General features: G+C 39.3%; 16 protein-coding genes. 13 read left to right on the forward strand and 3 right to left on the reverse strand.

The annotated features are described in order from the left end of the window. Positions 1 to 231 precede the first annotated feature (231 nt). The 12 genes from pyrH to NSQ79_RS02195 all read left to right on the forward strand — a co-directional run bounded on the left by pyrH (position 232) and on the right by NSQ79_RS02195 (position 12,322). A complete protein-coding gene (pyrH, locus tag NSQ79_RS02140) occupies positions 232 to 969 on the forward strand; it encodes a UMP kinase (RefSeq protein WP_002885551.1) in 738 nt (245 codons plus the stop codon). Between the two features lie 14 nt (positions 970 to 983). Continuing rightward, positions 984 to 1,541: a ribosome recycling factor gene (gene frr, locus NSQ79_RS02145; RefSeq protein ID WP_002885567.1), complete on the forward strand. Its 558-nt coding sequence runs from the start codon at positions 984 to 986 to the stop codon at positions 1,539 to 1,541. A gap of 89 nt (positions 1,542 to 1,630) precedes the next feature. After that, entirely contained in the window at positions 1,631 to 2,488 is an 858-nt protein-coding gene (cvfB, locus tag NSQ79_RS02150; RefSeq protein WP_339313776.1) for an RNA-binding virulence regulatory protein CvfB, read from the forward strand. An 8-nt stretch (positions 2,489 to 2,496) separates the two neighbouring features. Beyond that, entirely contained in the window at positions 2,497 to 2,712 is a 216-nt protein-coding gene (locus tag NSQ79_RS02155) for a YozE family protein (RefSeq protein ID WP_002885591.1), read from the forward strand. A 239-nt stretch (positions 2,713 to 2,951) separates the two neighbouring features. After that, on the forward strand, positions 2,952 to 4,211 hold the full coding sequence (locus NSQ79_RS02160) for a LysM domain-containing protein (RefSeq protein ID WP_049529156.1): 1,260 nt from the start codon (positions 2,952 to 2,954) through the stop codon (positions 4,209 to 4,211). A 79-nt stretch (positions 4,212 to 4,290) separates the two neighbouring features. Further along, a complete protein-coding gene (locus NSQ79_RS02165) occupies positions 4,291 to 5,355 on the forward strand; it encodes a PhoH family protein (protein ID WP_002886712.1) in 1,065 nt (354 codons plus the stop codon). Positions 5,356 to 5,479: 124 nt separating this feature from the next. Continuing rightward, complete coding sequence (locus NSQ79_RS02170; protein WP_002886713.1) at positions 5,480 to 5,611, forward strand: hypothetical protein; 132 nt, start codon at positions 5,480 to 5,482, stop codon at positions 5,609 to 5,611. Between the two features lie 108 nt (positions 5,612 to 5,719). Continuing rightward, positions 5,720 to 6,178: a hypothetical protein gene (locus NSQ79_RS02175; RefSeq protein ID WP_014633531.1), complete on the forward strand. Its 459-nt coding sequence runs from the start codon at positions 5,720 to 5,722 to the stop codon at positions 6,176 to 6,178. A 152-nt stretch (positions 6,179 to 6,330) separates the two neighbouring features. Next, complete coding sequence (locus NSQ79_RS02180; RefSeq protein ID WP_002886715.1) at positions 6,331 to 7,413, forward strand: hypothetical protein; 1,083 nt, start codon at positions 6,331 to 6,333, stop codon at positions 7,411 to 7,413. 130 nt (positions 7,414 to 7,543) lie between these two features. Next, positions 7,544 to 8,422: a hypothetical protein gene (locus tag NSQ79_RS02185; RefSeq protein ID WP_014633530.1), complete on the forward strand. Its 879-nt coding sequence runs from the start codon at positions 7,544 to 7,546 to the stop codon at positions 8,420 to 8,422. Positions 8,423 to 8,531: 109 nt separating this feature from the next. After that, positions 8,532 to 10,535, forward strand: coding sequence for a methionine--tRNA ligase (gene metG, locus NSQ79_RS02190; RefSeq protein WP_049529154.1), 2,004 nt, complete (start codon positions 8,532 to 8,534; stop codon positions 10,533 to 10,535). Between the two features lie 299 nt (positions 10,536 to 10,834). Next, positions 10,835 to 12,322, forward strand: a complete 1,488-nt coding sequence (locus tag NSQ79_RS02195) for an IS1182 family transposase (RefSeq protein WP_339313778.1) — start codon at positions 10,835 to 10,837, stop codon at positions 12,320 to 12,322. Here NSQ79_RS02195 and NSQ79_RS02200 read toward each other — a convergent pair. The 3 genes from NSQ79_RS02200 to NSQ79_RS02210 all read right to left on the reverse strand — a co-directional run bounded on the left by NSQ79_RS02200 (position 12,302) and on the right by NSQ79_RS02210 (position 15,034). Then, positions 12,302 to 13,147 (reverse strand): aldo/keto reductase, encoded by an 846-nt coding sequence (locus tag NSQ79_RS02200; protein WP_002886720.1) that lies wholly within the window; start codon positions 13,145 to 13,147, stop codon positions 12,302 to 12,304. The genes NSQ79_RS02195 and NSQ79_RS02200 overlap by 21 nt on opposite strands. 10 nt (positions 13,148 to 13,157) lie before the next feature. Then, positions 13,158 to 14,054, reverse strand: coding sequence for a LysR family transcriptional regulator (locus NSQ79_RS02205; protein ID WP_002885507.1), 897 nt, complete (start codon positions 14,052 to 14,054; stop codon positions 13,158 to 13,160). Positions 14,055 to 14,293: 239 nt separating this feature from the next. Continuing rightward, positions 14,294 to 15,034: a CPBP family intramembrane glutamic endopeptidase gene (locus NSQ79_RS02210; RefSeq protein ID WP_002886723.1), complete on the reverse strand. Its 741-nt coding sequence runs from the start codon at positions 15,032 to 15,034 to the stop codon at positions 14,294 to 14,296. Positions 15,035 to 15,442: 408 nt separating this feature from the next. Between NSQ79_RS02210 and NSQ79_RS02215 the strand changes: the two genes are divergently transcribed. Further along, on the forward strand, positions 15,443 to 17,401 hold the full coding sequence (locus tag NSQ79_RS02215) for a GbpC/Spa domain-containing protein (protein ID WP_049529149.1): 1,959 nt from the start codon (positions 15,443 to 15,445) through the stop codon (positions 17,399 to 17,401). Positions 17,402 to 17,619 lie beyond the last annotated feature (218 nt).

Here is a 17,619-nt window from a genome sequence, read left to right on the forward strand (position 1 = left end):
TTTTTAAATATTTGACTAGGTGAAAACCCTAATTTATGATAAAATAGTAAGGATGAAGATTTAGTGTTTTCTTTGCAAAAAAGAAACCATTTTCCTATCCTAATCATAAAAAGGAGATGCTCGAATGGGTCCCCCTTAACCACCTTAAAAGGCTGGTAATGGACGACTTAGGAAAGATAAATCTCAGCTAAGAATCAAATCATAAAACAAAATAGTTAATAGGGAGAAATCATGGCAGAACCAAAATACAAACGTGTCCTCATTAAGCTTTCAGGTGAAGCTCTAGCTGGTGAACGAGGTGTTGGGATTGATCTTCCAACTGTCCAAGCTATGGCTAAAGAAATTGCTGAGGTAGCGGATTCAGGTATTCAAATTGCTCTAGTTATCGGTGGTGGTAACCTTTGGCGTGGAGAACCTGCAGCTGAAGCAGGAATGGATCGTGTTCAAGCGGACTATACTGGAATGCTTGGAACAACTATGAATGCCCTTGTTATGGCAGATAGTTTGAAACAACTTGGTGTTGATACGCGTGTTCAAACAGCGATTGATATGAAATCTGTGGCAGAGCCTTATATTCGTGGTCGTGCCCTTCGTCACCTTGAAAAAGGTCGTATTGTTATCTTTGCAGCAGGTATTGGTTCACCATACTTCTCAACAGATACAACAGCGGCTCTTCGTGCAGCTGAAATCGAAGCTGATGCTATTCTTATGGCTAAAAACGGCGTTGATGGTGTCTACAATGACGACCCTCGTAAAAACGCTGATGCTGTTAAATTTGACGAGTTGACACATGTGGAAGTTATCAAACGTGGTTTGAAAATTATGGATGCCACAGCTTCTACCCTTTCAATGGATAATGACATTGACCTTGTTGTCTTCAATATGAACGAACCAGGAAACATCAAACGTGTTATCTTTGGTGAACAAATTGGAACAACTGTATCTAACAAAGCAGAATCACACAAATAAGAAAGAGAGAATTTATGACAAACGCAATTATTGAAAAAGCAAAAGAACGTTTCGCCCACTCACACGAGTCATTGGCCCGTGAATTTGGATCTATCCGTGCAGGTCGTGCCAATGCATCACTTCTTGACCGTATCACTGTAGAATACTATGGTGCCCCAACACCACTTAACCAATTGGCTTCAATCACTGTTCCTGAAGCACGTGTCCTTTTGATTTCACCATTTGATAAAGGCTCAATCGCTGATATTGAACGTGCAATCAACGAATCTGATCTTGGTATTAACCCAGCTAACGATGGTTCTGTTGTGCGCTTGGTTATCCCAGCACTTACAGAAGAAACACGTAAAGAGTTGGCTAAAGAAGTGAAAAAAGTCGGTGAAAATGCTAAGATTGCTATCCGTAACATCCGCCGTGATGCTATGGATGAAGCTAAGAAGCAAGAAAAAGACAAAGAAATCACAGAAGATCAATTGAAAGCTTTGGAAAAAGATATCCAAAAAGCAACTGATGACGCTGTTAAGAAGATTGACAGCATGACAGCAGAAAAGGAAAAAGAACTCCTTACTGTTTAATCAATAGAAAAATAAGGAGAGTGGGACAGAAGCAAAAGAGCATGGACTATGTTAGCTTCCTTGTCCGACTCTCTTTTTAGAGGAAAAAGATGAATACATTACTTGGAACAATTATTACTGCCCTAGTAACAGATGAAAATGACAAATTTTATTTTGTTCAAAAGGACGGTGTGACCTTTGCCTTGTTTAAAGAAGAAGGGGAACACGCCATTGGTGACATGGTGACAGGTTTCGCCTATACAGATAGCAAGCAAAAATCACGTCTGACTCAAAAGGAAATCAAAGCAACTCGTGATTCTTATGATTGGGGAGAGGTCACTGAAGTTCGTAAGGATTTGGGTGTCTTTGTAGATGTGGGAATTCCAGATAAGGAGATTGTTGTCTCTCTTGATGTTTTACCGGAACTCAAAGAGCTTTGGCCTAAGAAAGGTGACAAGCTCTATATCAAACTCGATGTGGATAAAAAAGACCGTATTTGGGGGCTTCCTGCTGAACCTGAGGTCTTTCAACGTATGGCTGGTCCCGCTTACGATAATATGCAAAACCAAAAATGGCCAGCCATTGCCTACCGTCTCAAACTCTCAGGAACCTTTGTTTATCTACCAGAGAATAACATGCTTGGTTTCATCCATCCCTCAGAACGTTATGCTGAGCCACGCTTAGGTCAGATCCTTGAAGCGCGTGTGATTGGGTTCAGAGAAGTTGACCGTACCCTCAATCTTTCTCTTAAACCACGTTCTTTTGAAATGCTTGAAAATGATGCTCAGATGATTTTGACTTATTTAGAGAGCAATGGTGGCTTTATGACGCTTAATGACAAGTCATCACCAGCAGATATCAAGGCAACCTTCGGTATTTCTAAGGGACAATTTAAGAAAGCCCTAGGTGGTCTGATGAAGGCTAAAAAAATCAAACAAGATCAGTTTGGAACAGAGTTAATCGGTTAGGAGAAAGTATGAGAAAATCCTTTTATACTTGGTTGATGGCCCAGCGTAATCCAAAGTCCAATGAACCAGTAGCAATCTTGGCTGACTTGGCTTTTGAAGATTCAACCTTCCCGAAGCATACTGATGACTTCGAAGAAGTTAGTCGTTACTTGGAAGATCAAGCTAGTTTTTCCTTTAATTTGGGGCAGTTTGACCAGATTTGGGAAGATTATCTGGCTCATTAATAGCGACTAAGTCTACGATAAGCATAATGGCTTTTAGCATTTTCTTTAAAAAGTAATTACCATTTGAATTGGTATGAATTGTTACAATTTTTTACAAATATCTCAGCTTTTTTTCAATAAATTAGGCTTGTTACAACTAGTTAGTAATTGCTTTAAAGTGCAGTAAATCACCCCTCTTTTGACAAAAAGTGTGGTATTATTGTATATGTTAAAATTGTTAAAAAAGGAATGAATTATACATGTTATCAAAATCTAAAACAACAAAGGCACTTCTTTACTCAACCGCAGCACTTTCACTTTTTGCTGCAAGTCATGTACATGCCGATGAAACTTCAAACTGGGTGGCACGTTCAGTAGATCAAATCAAAGCAGATATCGCTGTAAGTGATAACCAACAAACTTATACAGTTCAATACGGTGATACTTTGGGAAGTATCGCTGAAGCAATGGGTATCGATGTGAATGTTTTGGCTAACATCAATCAAATCACAAACATTGATTTGATTTACCCTGGGACAGTCTTGACAGCAACATACAATGCTGATAATCAAGCTGTCTCTGTTAAAGTTGAAACTCCAGCTTCAGAAACATCAACTACACCTGTAGTTGCAGAAGCTAATTTGACAACTAACGAAGTGACTGTCAATGGTCAATCTGTAGTTGCAGCGGACTTGACAGCTCCAGTTGAAACAGTAAGCACAACAGCTACTCAAGCACCTGCTACAGAAGAGTCAACTCAAGCTGTTTCAGAAGTAACAGAAGCTATCGCATCAGCATCAGAAGCACCAGCATACGCAGAAACTGAACAACCAGTTGCTGATGCTATTGATCATGTCACTGCGTCAGCAGAGGCTACACCTGAAGCAGAAACTACTCCAGCTGATGAAACACCAGCACAACCTGAAGTAAAAGAAGAAGCTCCAGCGGTAGAACCAGCAGCAACATCAGAAGCGACTTCAGAAGCACCAGCAGAACAGCCAGCGGCAGAACCAGCAGCAACATCAGAAGCTTCTTCAGAGGCACCAGCGACTTCAGAAGCACCAGCAGAACAGCCAGCGGTAGAACCAGCAGCAACATCAGAAGTAGCATCAGAAGCACCAGTAGCTTCAGAGGCACCAGCAGTACAACCTGCATCAACGAATACACTTCCAACGGATCCACACCTTCAACCACAAGCTGAAGCTTTCCGTCAAGATGTAGCAGCACAATTCGGTCTTACTGATATCGGTGGTTACCGTGAAGGTGATCCACAAGACCATGGTCAAGGACTTGCCGTTGACGTTATGGTTCCAGTTGGTTCAGAAGTTGGTAATCAAGTCGCTCAATATGCAGTAGACAATATCTCAAATGCAGGTATCTCATATATCATCTACAGACAACAATTCTACGCACCAGTAGATAATATCTACGGACCAGCAAACACTTGGAACCAAATGCCTGACCGTGGTAGCATTACTGAAAACCACTATGACCACGTTCACGTGTCATTTAACGCATAATTAAGAATTACAAAAAGTCACGCTTGGCGTGATTTTTTTGATATAATGGAGAAAAAGACGAAAGAAAGAGGAACTCTATTTGCAAGAGTATTCTGTTGAAATTACCCTAAATCACCCAGATGATGTCTTGTCACTTTTTGGGACCAATGAGCGCCATCTAAAACTTATTGAAGAAAACCTAAATGTTATCATTCATGCTCGAACAGAGCGTGTGCAGATCCTTGGAGATGACGAGGAAAGTGTTGAATTGGCTCGCTTGACCATTCAAGCTCTCCTTGTTTTGGTGGAGCGTGGAATGCTAGTCAACACTTCAGATGTTGTCGCAGCCTTAACCATGGCTCAAGATGGTTCGATTGACAAGTTTGTTGCTTTATATGAAGAAGAGATTATCAAGGACAACAGTGGTAAGCCTATCCGAGTAAAGACTTTAGGACAAAAGGTTTATGTTGATAGCATTAAAAACCATGATGTGGTCTTTGGAATTGGTCCAGCTGGTACAGGGAAGACCTTTTTAGCGGTTACCCTTGCGGTTACAGCCCTTAAACGTGGTCAAGTTAAACGTATTGTTCTGACACGTCCGGCGGTTGAGGCGGGTGAGAGCCTTGGTTTCTTGCCTGGTGATCTCAAGGAAAAGGTGGATCCGTACCTTCGCCCTGTTTATGATGCCCTTTATCAAATTCTCGGTAAGGAGCAGACGACCCGCCTTATGGAACGTGAAATTATTGAGATTGCCCCCCTCGCTTATATGCGTGGTCGTACCCTTGAGGATGCCTTTGTTATCCTTGATGAGGCACAAAATACAACCATCATGCAAATGAAGATGTTCTTGACCCGTCTTGGTTTTAATTCTAAGATGATTGTCAATGGGGACATGAGTCAGATTGATTTGCCACGTCGTGTTAAATCAGGCCTTGTCGATGCTATGGAGAAATTGAAGGGAATCAAGGCTATTGATTTTGTTCACTTCTCTGCTAGCGATGTCGTACGTCACCCAGTTGTAGCTGATATCATTAATGCCTATGAAAAAGATGCACCTAAGCTTGACTTTGAGGAAAAAACAGAAGAAGCAAACAAGGTTGAAGAAGAAGCAGCGTCAGGATTGACCGAATACCCAGTTATTGGTGCTGAGGATCTTAAAAAATAAATAGCTAAAAAGAGGTTTGAGAGTGGTATTCTCAGCCTCTTTTTCCTTTACAGTCATGTCATTAGCTTTTCCCCTAGTTTTGGTAAAATAGTATTGAATAACAGGCCAGTAAGGGGGGAGAGGTATGACTAAAGCAAAAAAATGGAAGATTGCTATCATTGTATTGCTTGGATTTGTTGCGACAGTCTTGATAGCCATAGGAGAGGGAAGATTTTGGAAGTATCAAGAGAACTATATTCCAGACGGTACTTATTAGATGATAAAATACGAGACTAAATCGGCATATTCCAATGAATTGATAAATCGGACTAAGCGGGGAGAGAATAATGATAGCTTATATGAGGATTTTATAGTAGTTGAGAATATGAAATCTCAATTTTATTATGTTTTTTATGGGGATGGGGAACCTTCTGTCTCATCATTTGAGCACGATGAAAAGCTCCCACAGACTTTTGACCCACGTACAGGGACTTTAAAACAGGATTTAACAGTCTCTGAATATAAAGCTCTAGTGATGTCTCATATTGATAAGATTTCTAAAAAGGGAGAGGAGTATTCAAGAGTAAAAGAAGTATCTGTCCAAAGGTGTATAGACGATTATAAAAAAATGTTGAAGCAAAAAAGAACTTATGAAAAGCTCCCTAATGGTCTCGTTCTGACTGTTTATGCTAATGATGGACATATTGAGTCGCGTAGAACTTTTAAACGATTGAGCTCAGAGGAAGCCAAAGAGGTCAAAAGTGGTTATGATTGGGATTATGAGTATGCCTTGAAGCATTATAAATACAGGGAGCATTATGGGGATTATGCCATCTGGCGTTGAACCACTTACCGATCAAGCACCTCTTTACTATCGGGAATCATAACCTAATGTTTTATTAAAAAACCTTACAGTCTTTATGATAATTGTCAAATACTATTTCACCATTTATTTTGGTACAATAGAACGGTAGACCAATAAAAAAGGAGATTATTATGAACCAGCAAGAGTGGATTGAGTACTTTGAATTAGTCAACGGTCGCAAACCAACTCCCGCAGAGTTAGCTCAAGCTCAGGCAGCAGGCGAGTTTATCCTTGAACGACCTAATGTCTTTGGCTCAAATGGACAGGTGACGGAGCAAAGACCGATTAAGCCAGCTGAACCTGTGATAACGATGACGCAGCAGCCTCAGTTTGCCCAAACAACAGCAACCTTCCAACAAGTCGTACCTGCTAAAAAAGGTATGTCTAAGAAAACTAAGATTATTTTGGCATCAGTCTTTGGTTCCTTAGCAGCGATTTTACTTATTGTTGGGGGCTACTCACTATGGCGCTACCAATCAGGTAAGATTGCGGATGGAACATATGAGGTAGTAAGTTTTTCTTATTACAATGAAGATAAGAATAGAATGGTCGACGGCATTAAAGAATACAAGGATGAAGACACAAAATTGTTAGATTTTTTAGTTGTAAAGAAAAATCAATCTAATCATTACAATTATTTAGAAAGCGATGGGAAATCTTCAATTAGTCTAATTCAAAATGAGAAATCGATTCCTCAGAAATTTGATCCTTGGAACAGAACTCAAAGTCAAGTACTTAGTGCAGATGATGTTAAAGATATTGTCACTGATTATATGAAAAAAATGTCTAAAGAGTATTCTTTCTACTCAAAAGATGATGTTAAGAAAACTGTAAAAACAGCAGTTAGTGAATATAAAGATACTCTTAAAGAAACACGCACTTACGTAAAACATGGCGATGAATTTACGCTTAATATTTATGATAAAAAGGGTAAGTTAAAAATGACTACTACCTATAAGCTAATGAGCCGGGAAGATGGTGAAGAACGTAAGGATGATTATGATGATGCCGTTAAGGATTACAAGAAAGACCTAAAAGAGATTAGTGACAAGTATGACGAATATAGTGACTACGGTTATGGTTATGGCTACGATTACGGCTATGGTTATGGTAATGACTATGGTGACACCTATGGCGGATATAATGACGGTAAGAATAGTGGATCAAAATCAGATTCAAGTGATAGTAGTAAAAAATCTAGTGATAAAATTTAATCAGCCAATGATGTAAATGAGTAAAGTGGTACAAGAAGAAGAGCTAAAACTCCATTCTGGTATCGCTTTTCTTTATATGAAAATAGTCAAATAGCTTTGGAGTCTTTTTTCTGGTAGAATGGAAATATCAATGAAAAAGGGGACTTTTATGAACGAAAAAGAGTGGTTAGATTATTTCGAAACGATCAATAATCGTAAGCCGACAGAGGAAGAAATCCAACAAGCAAAAGCTAATGGGGAATTTATTTTTCAAGAGTCTAGGGACGAGGATGTTAATCCACAGCAAGCTCAGTTGAGTGACCAAGTAACACAACCCGTTTCACAAGTTGCTCCTGCTAAGACAGGCTTGTCTAAGAAAGCTAAAATTATTATTGCTTCTGTACTGGGGGCGATTGTCCTAGTGGCGCTTTCATTTGGTGGCTATGCGTTTATGCACCTGCAAGGTGGTAAAATACCTGAAGGAACCTATCTGCTTGAAACTTATCGCTTTTACCATAAAGATAAGAAGAAAATGGTTGATGGTATGGAATCTTTCAAGAAAAGTGGTCTAGAGGCTCATGATTTTGTTAAAGTCAAAGGTAATAATGTTAAATTTTATTTTTATACCTTAGCTGGCGGGAACAATCTGGTTGACTTTACAGACTATGATACTGACGAATCATACCGTCCAGATGCTTGGTCTGGAACGCTTAAACCAACCATGTCACTATCTGAATACACTAAAGTCATTGACCAAGCGGTAGATAATCAATACAAAATAAGTGAATACCGAACTAAGGCTGATAACGATGAAAGTAAAAAGATTTACGTTAAATCCTACAAAGAGTCTCTTGAAGAAACCGTTCGATACAAGGTTAAGGGTGATAAATTGATCGTCACAACTTATAATAAGAAAGGCAAACTTACAGAAGAAAGAAGCTTTAAACGTCTTTCAAAGGATGACGTGAAAAAATTAGACTATGACTATGAACGTGATGTCAGAGCTGATAAAAAGCGCTTCCAAAACTAGTAATGTTTAAAACCAGCTTAGCTGGTTTTTTTAGTGTCCAAAACGTGCTATAATAAGATGTTATATCATCAGTGTTAGCCCATTTGTTAACACATGAAAGGAAATTAAAATGACAAAAACATTCTACATCACAACACCTATCTACTACCCATCTGGTAAATTGCATATTGGTTCTGCCTATACAACCATTGCTTGTGACGTCTTGGCACGTTACAAACGTATGATGAACTATGATGTCTTCTACCTTACTGGGCTTGATGAACACGGCCAAAAGATTCAACAAAAGGCTGAAGAAGCAGGAATCACACCACAAGAGTATGTGGACGGTATGGCTGTTGGTGTTAAGGACCTCTGGCAACTTTTGGATATCTCATACGATAAATTCATCCGTACGACTGATGATTACCATGAAAAAGTTGTTGCTCAAGTTTTCGAGCGTCTTTTGGAACAAGGAGATATCTATCTTGGTGAATACTCAGGTTGGTATTCAGTTTCAGACGAAGAATTCTTCACTGAAAGTCAGTTGGCAGAAGTTTACCGTGATGAGCAAGGGAATGTCATTGGTGGGGTAGCTCCATCAGGACATGAAGTAGAGCTTGTTTCTGAAGAATCATATTTCTTTAAGCTCAGTAACTACGCAGACCGTTTGACTGCCTTCTTTAAAGAACACCCAGAATTTATCCAACCTGATGGTCGTATGAATGAAATGCTTAAAAACTTCATCGAGCCAGGTTTGGAAGACTTGGCCGTGTCACGTACAACCTTCACTTGGGGAGTAAAAGTACCATCAGATCCAAAACACGTGGTTTATGTGTGGATTGATGCTCTTATCAACTATATCACTGCCCTTGGTTATGGTCAGGATGAGCATGGTAACTTTGATTTATTCTGGCAAAATGATGAAAACCACGAAATCATCCACATGATTGGTAAGGATATCCTTCGTTTCCACTCAATCTACTGGCCAATCATCCTTATGGCTCTTGATTTGCCATTGCCTACACGTCTTGTTGCCCACGGTTGGTTCGTCATGAAAGACGGTAAGATGTCTAAGTCTAAAGGAAACGTGATCTATCCAGAAATGTTGGTAGAACGTTTTGGTCTTGATCCACTCCGTTACTACCTCATGCGTAGTCTTCCTGTCGGTTCAGATGGTACCTTCACACCAGAAGACTATGTGGCTCGTATTAACTATGAATTGGCTAACGACCTTGGAAACCTCCTCAACCGTACAGTTGCCATGATCAACAAGTATTTCGGTGGTCAAGTACCTGCCTATGTTGAAAACGTTACAAACTTTGATGCTGATTTGGCCAAGGTTGTGGCTGAAAATATCGAAGAGTTCCACAAACAAATGAACGCTGTAGATTTCCCACGTGCCTTGGACGCCGTTTGGAACATCATTTCACGTACCAATAAGTATATTGATGAAACAGCTCCATGGGTTCTCGCCAAAGAAGATGGTGACAAGGAACAATTGGCAGCAGTTATGGCTCACTTGGCTGCTAGTCTTCGTGTCGTTGCCCACCTCATTCAACCATTCATGATGACCACTTCAAATGCCATTATGGAACAGCTCGGATTGTCAGGAGCGTTTGACCTTGAAAATCTTGAACTTTCAGGATTCCCAGAAAATGTGACAGTCATTTCAAAAGGAACTCCAATCTTCCCACGTCTGGATATGGACGAGGAAATTGCCTACATCCAATCTCAAATGAACGCAGGCAAACCTCAAGAGAAGGAATGGAACCCAGAAGAGGTTGAACTTAAGTCTGAAAAAGACCAAATCAAATTTGATGACTTTGACAAGGTTGAAATCCGTGTCGCTGAAGTTAAAGAAGTAGAAAAAGTCGAAGGTTCAGACAAATTGCTTCGCTTCCGTCTTGACGCTGGTGACGGTGAAGATCGTCAAATCCTCTCAGGTATTGCTAAATTCTATCCAAACGAACAAGAATTGGTCGGCAAGAAACTTCAAGTCGTGGCTAATCTCAAACCACGTAAGATGATGAAGAAATATGTCAGCCAAGGTATGATTCTTTCCGCAGAACATGACGGCAAACTCACTGTCTTGACAGTAGATTCATCGGTTCCAAACGGAAGTGTGATTGGGTAAAATATCATAAAAAATAGTTTATCAATTTTTTGAATTGGGAAACTGTTTTTTACTAATCTTCGGTTGTGAGTAAAGCGCTTGAAACACATCTTTGTTGAGTGCTTGGAAGTTTTGCTTCCTTAAAACCGGAAATCATCTACTCTTAAGGGAAGTCTTAAGAGGACCTAGTGTATAAGAAAACGAGTTCAGTCGAACTCGTTTCAGATTGAAGACAAAGTCCTCAGAAGTTATACTTCTGGGGATTTTTCTTGCTTTGAAGGAGTATAATAAAAGAAAAAGGTATTTGATGAGGTGTTCCTATGTTTCACAAAGAAAATCCTGAATACAATCGACGTCAAGTAGGATTCTATACGCTTGATGAACTTGTGCCTAAAGACCATTTTCTAAGAAAAGTCGAGGAAACGATTGATTTCTCTTTTATTTATGATCTTGTCGAAGATAGTTATTCCTCGGATAATGGTCGCCCTAGTCTAGACCCTGTTTTATTAGTTAAAATTCCGTTGATTCAATGTTTTTATGGCATTCGTTCTATGCGCCAAACCATTAAAGATATTGAGGTGAATACGGCTTACCGTTGGTTTCTTGGCTTATCTCTGGACGATAAGGTGCCTCATTTTACAACTTACGGTAAGAACTATAGCCGACGCTTTGAAAACAAGGAAGTGTTAGCACACATTTTTAGTCATGTGCTTCATCATGTTTTGGAAGCAGGGCTCATTGATCCCTCAGAAATCTTCATTGATGGGACCCATATCAAGGCAGCTGCTAATAATCATAAGTACAAAACTGTTGTTATTGATCAAAAAGCTAAATTCATGAGTGAACAACTGGAGATTGAGATTAATTTAGATAGGAAAAAACACGCAAAAAAGTTCTTAAAGCCCGCCAAAAAAGGCGAGGCTAAACCTAAGAAACAATCAACGACAGACCCAGACAGTGGTTGGTTTCATAAGGGGGAACATAAGGAAGTCTTCGCTTACAATGCTCAAGTAGCTTGTGATAAACACGGCTGGGCCTTAGCTTATACGGTTGAAGCAGGAAACATCCATGATAGTCAGGCTTTCTCTGCTCTTTTTGTCAAACTAGAACCATTCTCACCTGAATTCATTATTGCGGATTCAGGCTATAAAACACCTAGTATTGCCAAGTTTCTTCTAGAAAAAGGGATTACACCAGTTTTCCCTTACACTAGACCAAGAGGTAAGAAAGATTTTTTACGTCCAAAAGACTTTGTCTATGACGAGCATTTTGATTGTTATCTTTGTCCAGAGAACCATGTATTAACTTATCGTACAACCACACGTGAAGGTTATCGAGAGTATAAAAGTAATCCTAAAATTTGTAAGACCTGTCCCTTGTTAGCGATTTGTACTGAAAGTCGCCAGCACCAAAAAGTTGTTGTGCGTCATATTTGGAAAGATGCCCTAGAAGTCTGTGAAGATATTCGCCATCAAAGTGGTATGAAAGAACGGTATCAACACCGGAAAGAAACGATAGAACGGTTATTCGGAACAGCTAAAGAATATCATAACTTACGTTATACCAGAGAAAAAGGAAAGTCCAAAATGGAAGCTAAGGTTGGGCTTACTTTAGCGTGTCTAAATATCAAAAAATTGGTAAAAATGATGACAGGAAAGACCTATAATTTTACCCAAATATCTCAATATTATTGGATTATAGGAGAATTAGGTAAGAATATAAAAAAGACAAACATCAAAAACGATGTTTGTCTTCATTCTGAAACGAGTTCAGTCGAACTCGTTTTTTTATACACTATATTTCAATAAATGCTTAATGCGTTCCACACTTTCATCAGGACCATAGGCATCAGGGTATCGGTCTAGTTTACTGATAGCGTCAAGGTCTGCTTGGTCTAGGTGGAAGTCGAAGCTATTAAAGTTTTCTTTCATCCGTTCGATATGGGTACTTTTAGGAATGGTCAAAATCCCTTGTTGGGTTTGCCATCTGAGGATGACCTGGGCAACTGTCTTGCCATGTTTTTCAGCAATAGCAGTCAGAGTTGGGTCCTGAAAAATACCATCCTCTCCTCTATGAAAAGGAGCCCAGGCTTGCGTTAGGGTGCCGAATTCCTTATCAGCTTTCTGAATCAGTTTGTGTTGTTTATAGGGATGCAACTCGATTTGATTGACTGCTGGAATGACCGGTGTCTGCAAGGCAAAATCCGTCAAACGCCCTGTTGAGAAGTTAGAAACACCAATGGCTCTAATAAGTTCTTCATGCTTAAGCTCAATCATAGCACGCCAGGCACCATGTAAGTCGCCAAAAGGTTGATGAATCAAATATAAATCAAGATAGTCAGTATCTAGTTTGCGAAGTGTTTCTTTTAGGGCTAATTTGGTATCTTCGTAGCCAAGCTGGCTAATCCAGGCTTTACTAGTCAGGAAAATATCCTCGCGAGGGATACCAGATGCCTTAATAGCACGTCCCACGGCTTCCTCATTTCGATAAAGACTAGCAGTATCAATCAATCGAAAGCCTACAGAAAGAGCATCTTCAACGGCTTTTTGACATTCTTTTTGATCGAAAATTTGCCAGACACCAAAACCAAGCACAGGTATTTTGATGCCATTATTAAGTGTTTGAAATTCCATTTTCTTCTCCTTAGTGGTGGGGTAGTAAGCTATCCTGAATTTCCTCGATAAATGCTTGAATAATTGCGGATTGTTTCTGTTTATTATTGGTCACAAAACCCAAGGTGTGCTTTGGACTGTTCTTCAGTGGAAGTAAAACAATTTGGTCCTTAATGAAACTATTAACAATACCGAGGCCAGAAGCGTAACTATCTGAGGCACAGAGTAAATTCATGACACTGCCTCGGTCATTACTGTAAATCACTTGTTGGTCAGGCAGAACCTCGAGAGGATCTTCGTCAAAATGGATTCCAGAGCTTTCTTGACGAAAGCGGACCTGTGGGTATCCCTCTAAATCTTTGAGGTTGAGGGATTTTTTGTGAGCTAGGGGATGTTGGCGACCTAAGAAAATCTTAGTTTCAAACTCTCCGAGTGGGGTGAAAGTCAGATCCATGTGTTGGAAACTGCGTTCTAGGATATGGTCGTTGTCTTCATCTAGATAAATAATCCCCAGGTCACTTTCGAAGCTTTCAACGCTTTTGAGAATCTTCCTAGTCGTTGTTTCAATCAGTTGAAATTCTTGATAATCACTACGAAAACGTTGGGCAATGTGAGCCATAGGAAGTGATAAGAAATCGTAGTGGTGACTGGCAACAGTGAATGATTTCTTGAATGATTTACGGTAGCGTCCCTCTAGGAGATCTAACTCTCCAAGAATACGTTTGGCGTATTTGAGAAAATCATGACCGTCATCAGTTAGTTTGGCTCCTGTATTGGAACGCTCAAAGAGTTGGACGCCAAGTTCTTCCTCTAAGTCACGGATGGATGCTGAGAGATTAGGCTGAGTCAAAAAGAGTTTTTTAGCAGCCTTACTAAAAGACCCTGTTTCAGCGATAGTCTGAACATAGCGACATTGTTGAAAATTCATAAGCATCCCCTTTGAAAAGATATGATTGTAGGTCATATTATAACAAAATGAGAAGTCTAAAATCAGCAAAATTCTGATAGGAATAGATGAAGACCTGATATGAAATTTCTATGATTAAATCGTTTTAGGAGTAATTATGGAAATTGAGATAAGTCGTAAGAAAGCAGTTCTGATAAATGAAAAACTGCATCCACAGGTTAGACACTGAAAATCTAACTTATGGGATGCAGTTTGAAATATTAATCATTAAGATATCTAATGGCTTTCAATTTTTTAGGACGAATAAGGAAGAGTCCTAGGGCAATTAAAGGTAGCCAGAAAATGAAATTCCAGATACTTGTAGCTGGTGCAGCCTGTGTTGATTGCGAGAGAAGAACACTGGCAAAATCAACCAAACAGTGCAGAATAATAGTCCACCAGAGGCTACCAGTACGTAGGTAAATAGCAGCAAAGAATATTCCTATAGCTGTCGCATAATAAACTTGGAACAGGGTAGCATTCAAGGGTTGATGAGTGAGATTCCCGAGATGGGCCAAACCAAAAGATAAGGCAGACAAGAGAACGACTCCTAAAACCTGTTTTGAAGATCTAATACCATCTTGGAAGGCGAGTTTAAGGAAAAGTCCACGAAAAAAATATTCCTCAAAAAACCCGGCTCCTAAGGCAATAACCAAGGCAGTTCCTATCATATGAGGTGCTTTACTGATCCCCAAAGCAACCGCAGAAACATAGAAGAAATCTGCCAAAAGAAGAAACCAACAAACCCCTAAGGTTTCAGACCAACGTATCTTTTTAGTCGATTTGATCTTTAATCCAAGGCGTCTCTGTACGAGGAAATAGTATAGACACATAAGGCCAAGCGTTTTAATGAGATAACCAATATTCTCAGGCAGAGGCCTAAGAATCAAACGCAGTACAAGGTTCGCTAAAATAATACTAATCCCAAGAAGGATCAGCAATCTCATTTCTTTTTTTGTCATTGAAAAGTCCCCCAACTTTCTTAACATTTTTTTCAAGCATACGACGAAAAACATTTAAAGTCAAGGTCTTGAAGGTGTTTTTTTATGTGTTTTTAGTTATGAAGAGGCCAGTTCTTGATGACCTGTTTCTAATAGGAAGCCTATTCTATCGTTGAAACGGTTTATTATGAGAAATAAATGAACAGCTATAAGAAAGTATTAAGTAAAAACTCTTTAAAAGCCTTACGAATTACACTAAATTGTAAAGAAATGATTAAAATATAACAAAAGTGTGTCAAATTTTAAAAACGTGTAGCAAATATATAATATTTTTTTCAGAAAACTATTGCTAAATTTAAAAAATCACGGTAGTATATTAGGCGGTGAAGAATTAGGTTAAAAATGTTAACCAAGAAGGAGAAAGTGTAAATGAAAGTCAATCCATTTAAAACAACATTGTATTCAAGCGTATTGCTTGCAGGACTCGCGGCTACAAGTGTAGCAGCTGCAGATGAAGCTAAAGATGTAACAGCAACTACTGATGCTGATGCAACCGTATCAAATACGGCTGCAGAATCAAGTGCTAATCTTGTTAAGACAACAGGTGATGCAGCAGTTGTTACTACAGTACCTGGAACAGAAGAAAAAACTACTACTGAAACAGATACTACTGTAAAAACAACAACTAAAGCTATTGCTGAAGTTTCAAATCCTGACTTCGATAACGCTGTTAAAGCTGCAACAATGACTGCAGCAGCATCAAAAGATTCTGCTGATGTTAAAGCTGTCCAAGATCAAGCAGCTAGAGATGCTCAAGAAGCTTCAAATACAGTTGTTTCTGAAAATAAATTGACTCGTGAAGAAGCTGATGCAGCTCTTACATCTGCTAAAGCAAATGTTGTTGCAACAGGGGGATTCACAGCTACAGAAGAAGCAGGTGTTAAACACACTAGCGTTGAAGCTGCTAACAATGACAACAAAGTTCAAACAACAGCTTTGACAACTGCGGTTTCAGAATATAAACAAAAACTTGCAGATTACAAGACACAATTGGATAAATACTACCAAGACGTTCTTGCTTATGCTGCTTGGGAAAAATCATACAAAGAGTACACTGGTGGAACAACAGCTCGTCTTTTGACAAAAGGCTTGGCTGAAAATGCTACTGGCTTGATTTATAAAACAGAATCTGATGCTACTATGACTGTTGAAAACTCAGCAGGTTCTGTTGACTACTTGGATAAAACAATCCAATCAGGTCATTCAGTAGATGAAATCCTTGAACAATTCAACACATCTCGTTACATTCCAAGTGACTTCAGTGCAGCTAACGGTACACAATACACTATCAATGCTGACGGTGAATACACTGAAGATGTATGGTTGAAGATGGCTACGGGTCAAACATTGACTGTAACATACAACAACATAAACGGAACATCATTCAATGGTACTCCAGTTAAGAAAATTGTTGCAACTTACACTTTGGTAGAAACACCAAGTACAGATGGTTCAGCCATTGTTAAGTTGTACCACGATCCAACTAAGACACTTTTCATTGGTTCACAAACTGACGACACTAATAAAAAACTTCACGTTAAGATGAACTTGAACTTCTTTGATTCTGAGTCATCTGTGACACCACTTGATTTGTCTAAGAACGGTTCAGTTTTGAGTATCTCTTCACTTAACCACTGGAACACTGAGCTTGGAAACCACATTGAAAAAGTTGGTTTGAATGGTAATGAATACGTTCAAATTCCTGGTTCATCTATCACTTTGCATGAGGATGGTTATGCTTATGCAACAAACGATAACGAATTTGTTGCTAACGGTTCACGCTTTAACAGTGATCCAACAGTGGATCCAACAACTGGTGAAGTCACAGATGAAGGTTGGGATGCGATTAACTCAGACGGAACGCCTCGTACGAAGAATGCCTACTACGGTGCTGCTACAACAATCTTCAAGGGTGAACCAATGGACTTTATCGCAGGTGGAAATAACCTTAATGTTCCAATCGCTTATTGGTTTGCGACAGATTCATCTGTAATTGTTCCTGAATTGCCAGAAGAACCAAACAAACCAGTTCTTCCAAATACTGTTTCAGCAAAAGTTACTTACCACAAAAACTTTGTATCTGTTGAAGAAACAACTGAGAAACCAAAACCTCAAGTACCAACAACTCCAGCAGAACCAACTCCAGGTAAACCTGTAACATCAACATCAGTACCTGTAATACCAACATCAGTACCTGTAAAAGAAGAAGCTCCAACTCTTCCAGCTACTGGTGAAAAATCAACAGCAGCTTCTGTAGCAGCAGGTGCAGCTATGGTGACATCAGCTTTGGCTTTGTTCGGTATCTCAACTTACAAACGTAAACACTAAGATAATACCTCAAAAGCTAGGAAATTTTCCTGGCTTTTTTGTGCACTTATATTGTATATTCAAGGCATATAAAAGGCGGCCACTTGGATCGCTTCTTGGGAGATTATGAAAATGAAAAAAGTTATTTAGGATTGATGATAGTATAGCCTGAACAGCTTAAGAGGAGCTTAAACGCAAAAATTACCTCCATTTTCCAGAAAAACTGCGAATAGATAGGT

The organism is Streptococcus sp. FSL W7-1342 (assembly GCF_037966635.1).
GTDB classification, from domain to species: Bacteria; Bacillota; Bacilli; order Lactobacillales; family Streptococcaceae; genus Streptococcus; species Streptococcus salivarius_D.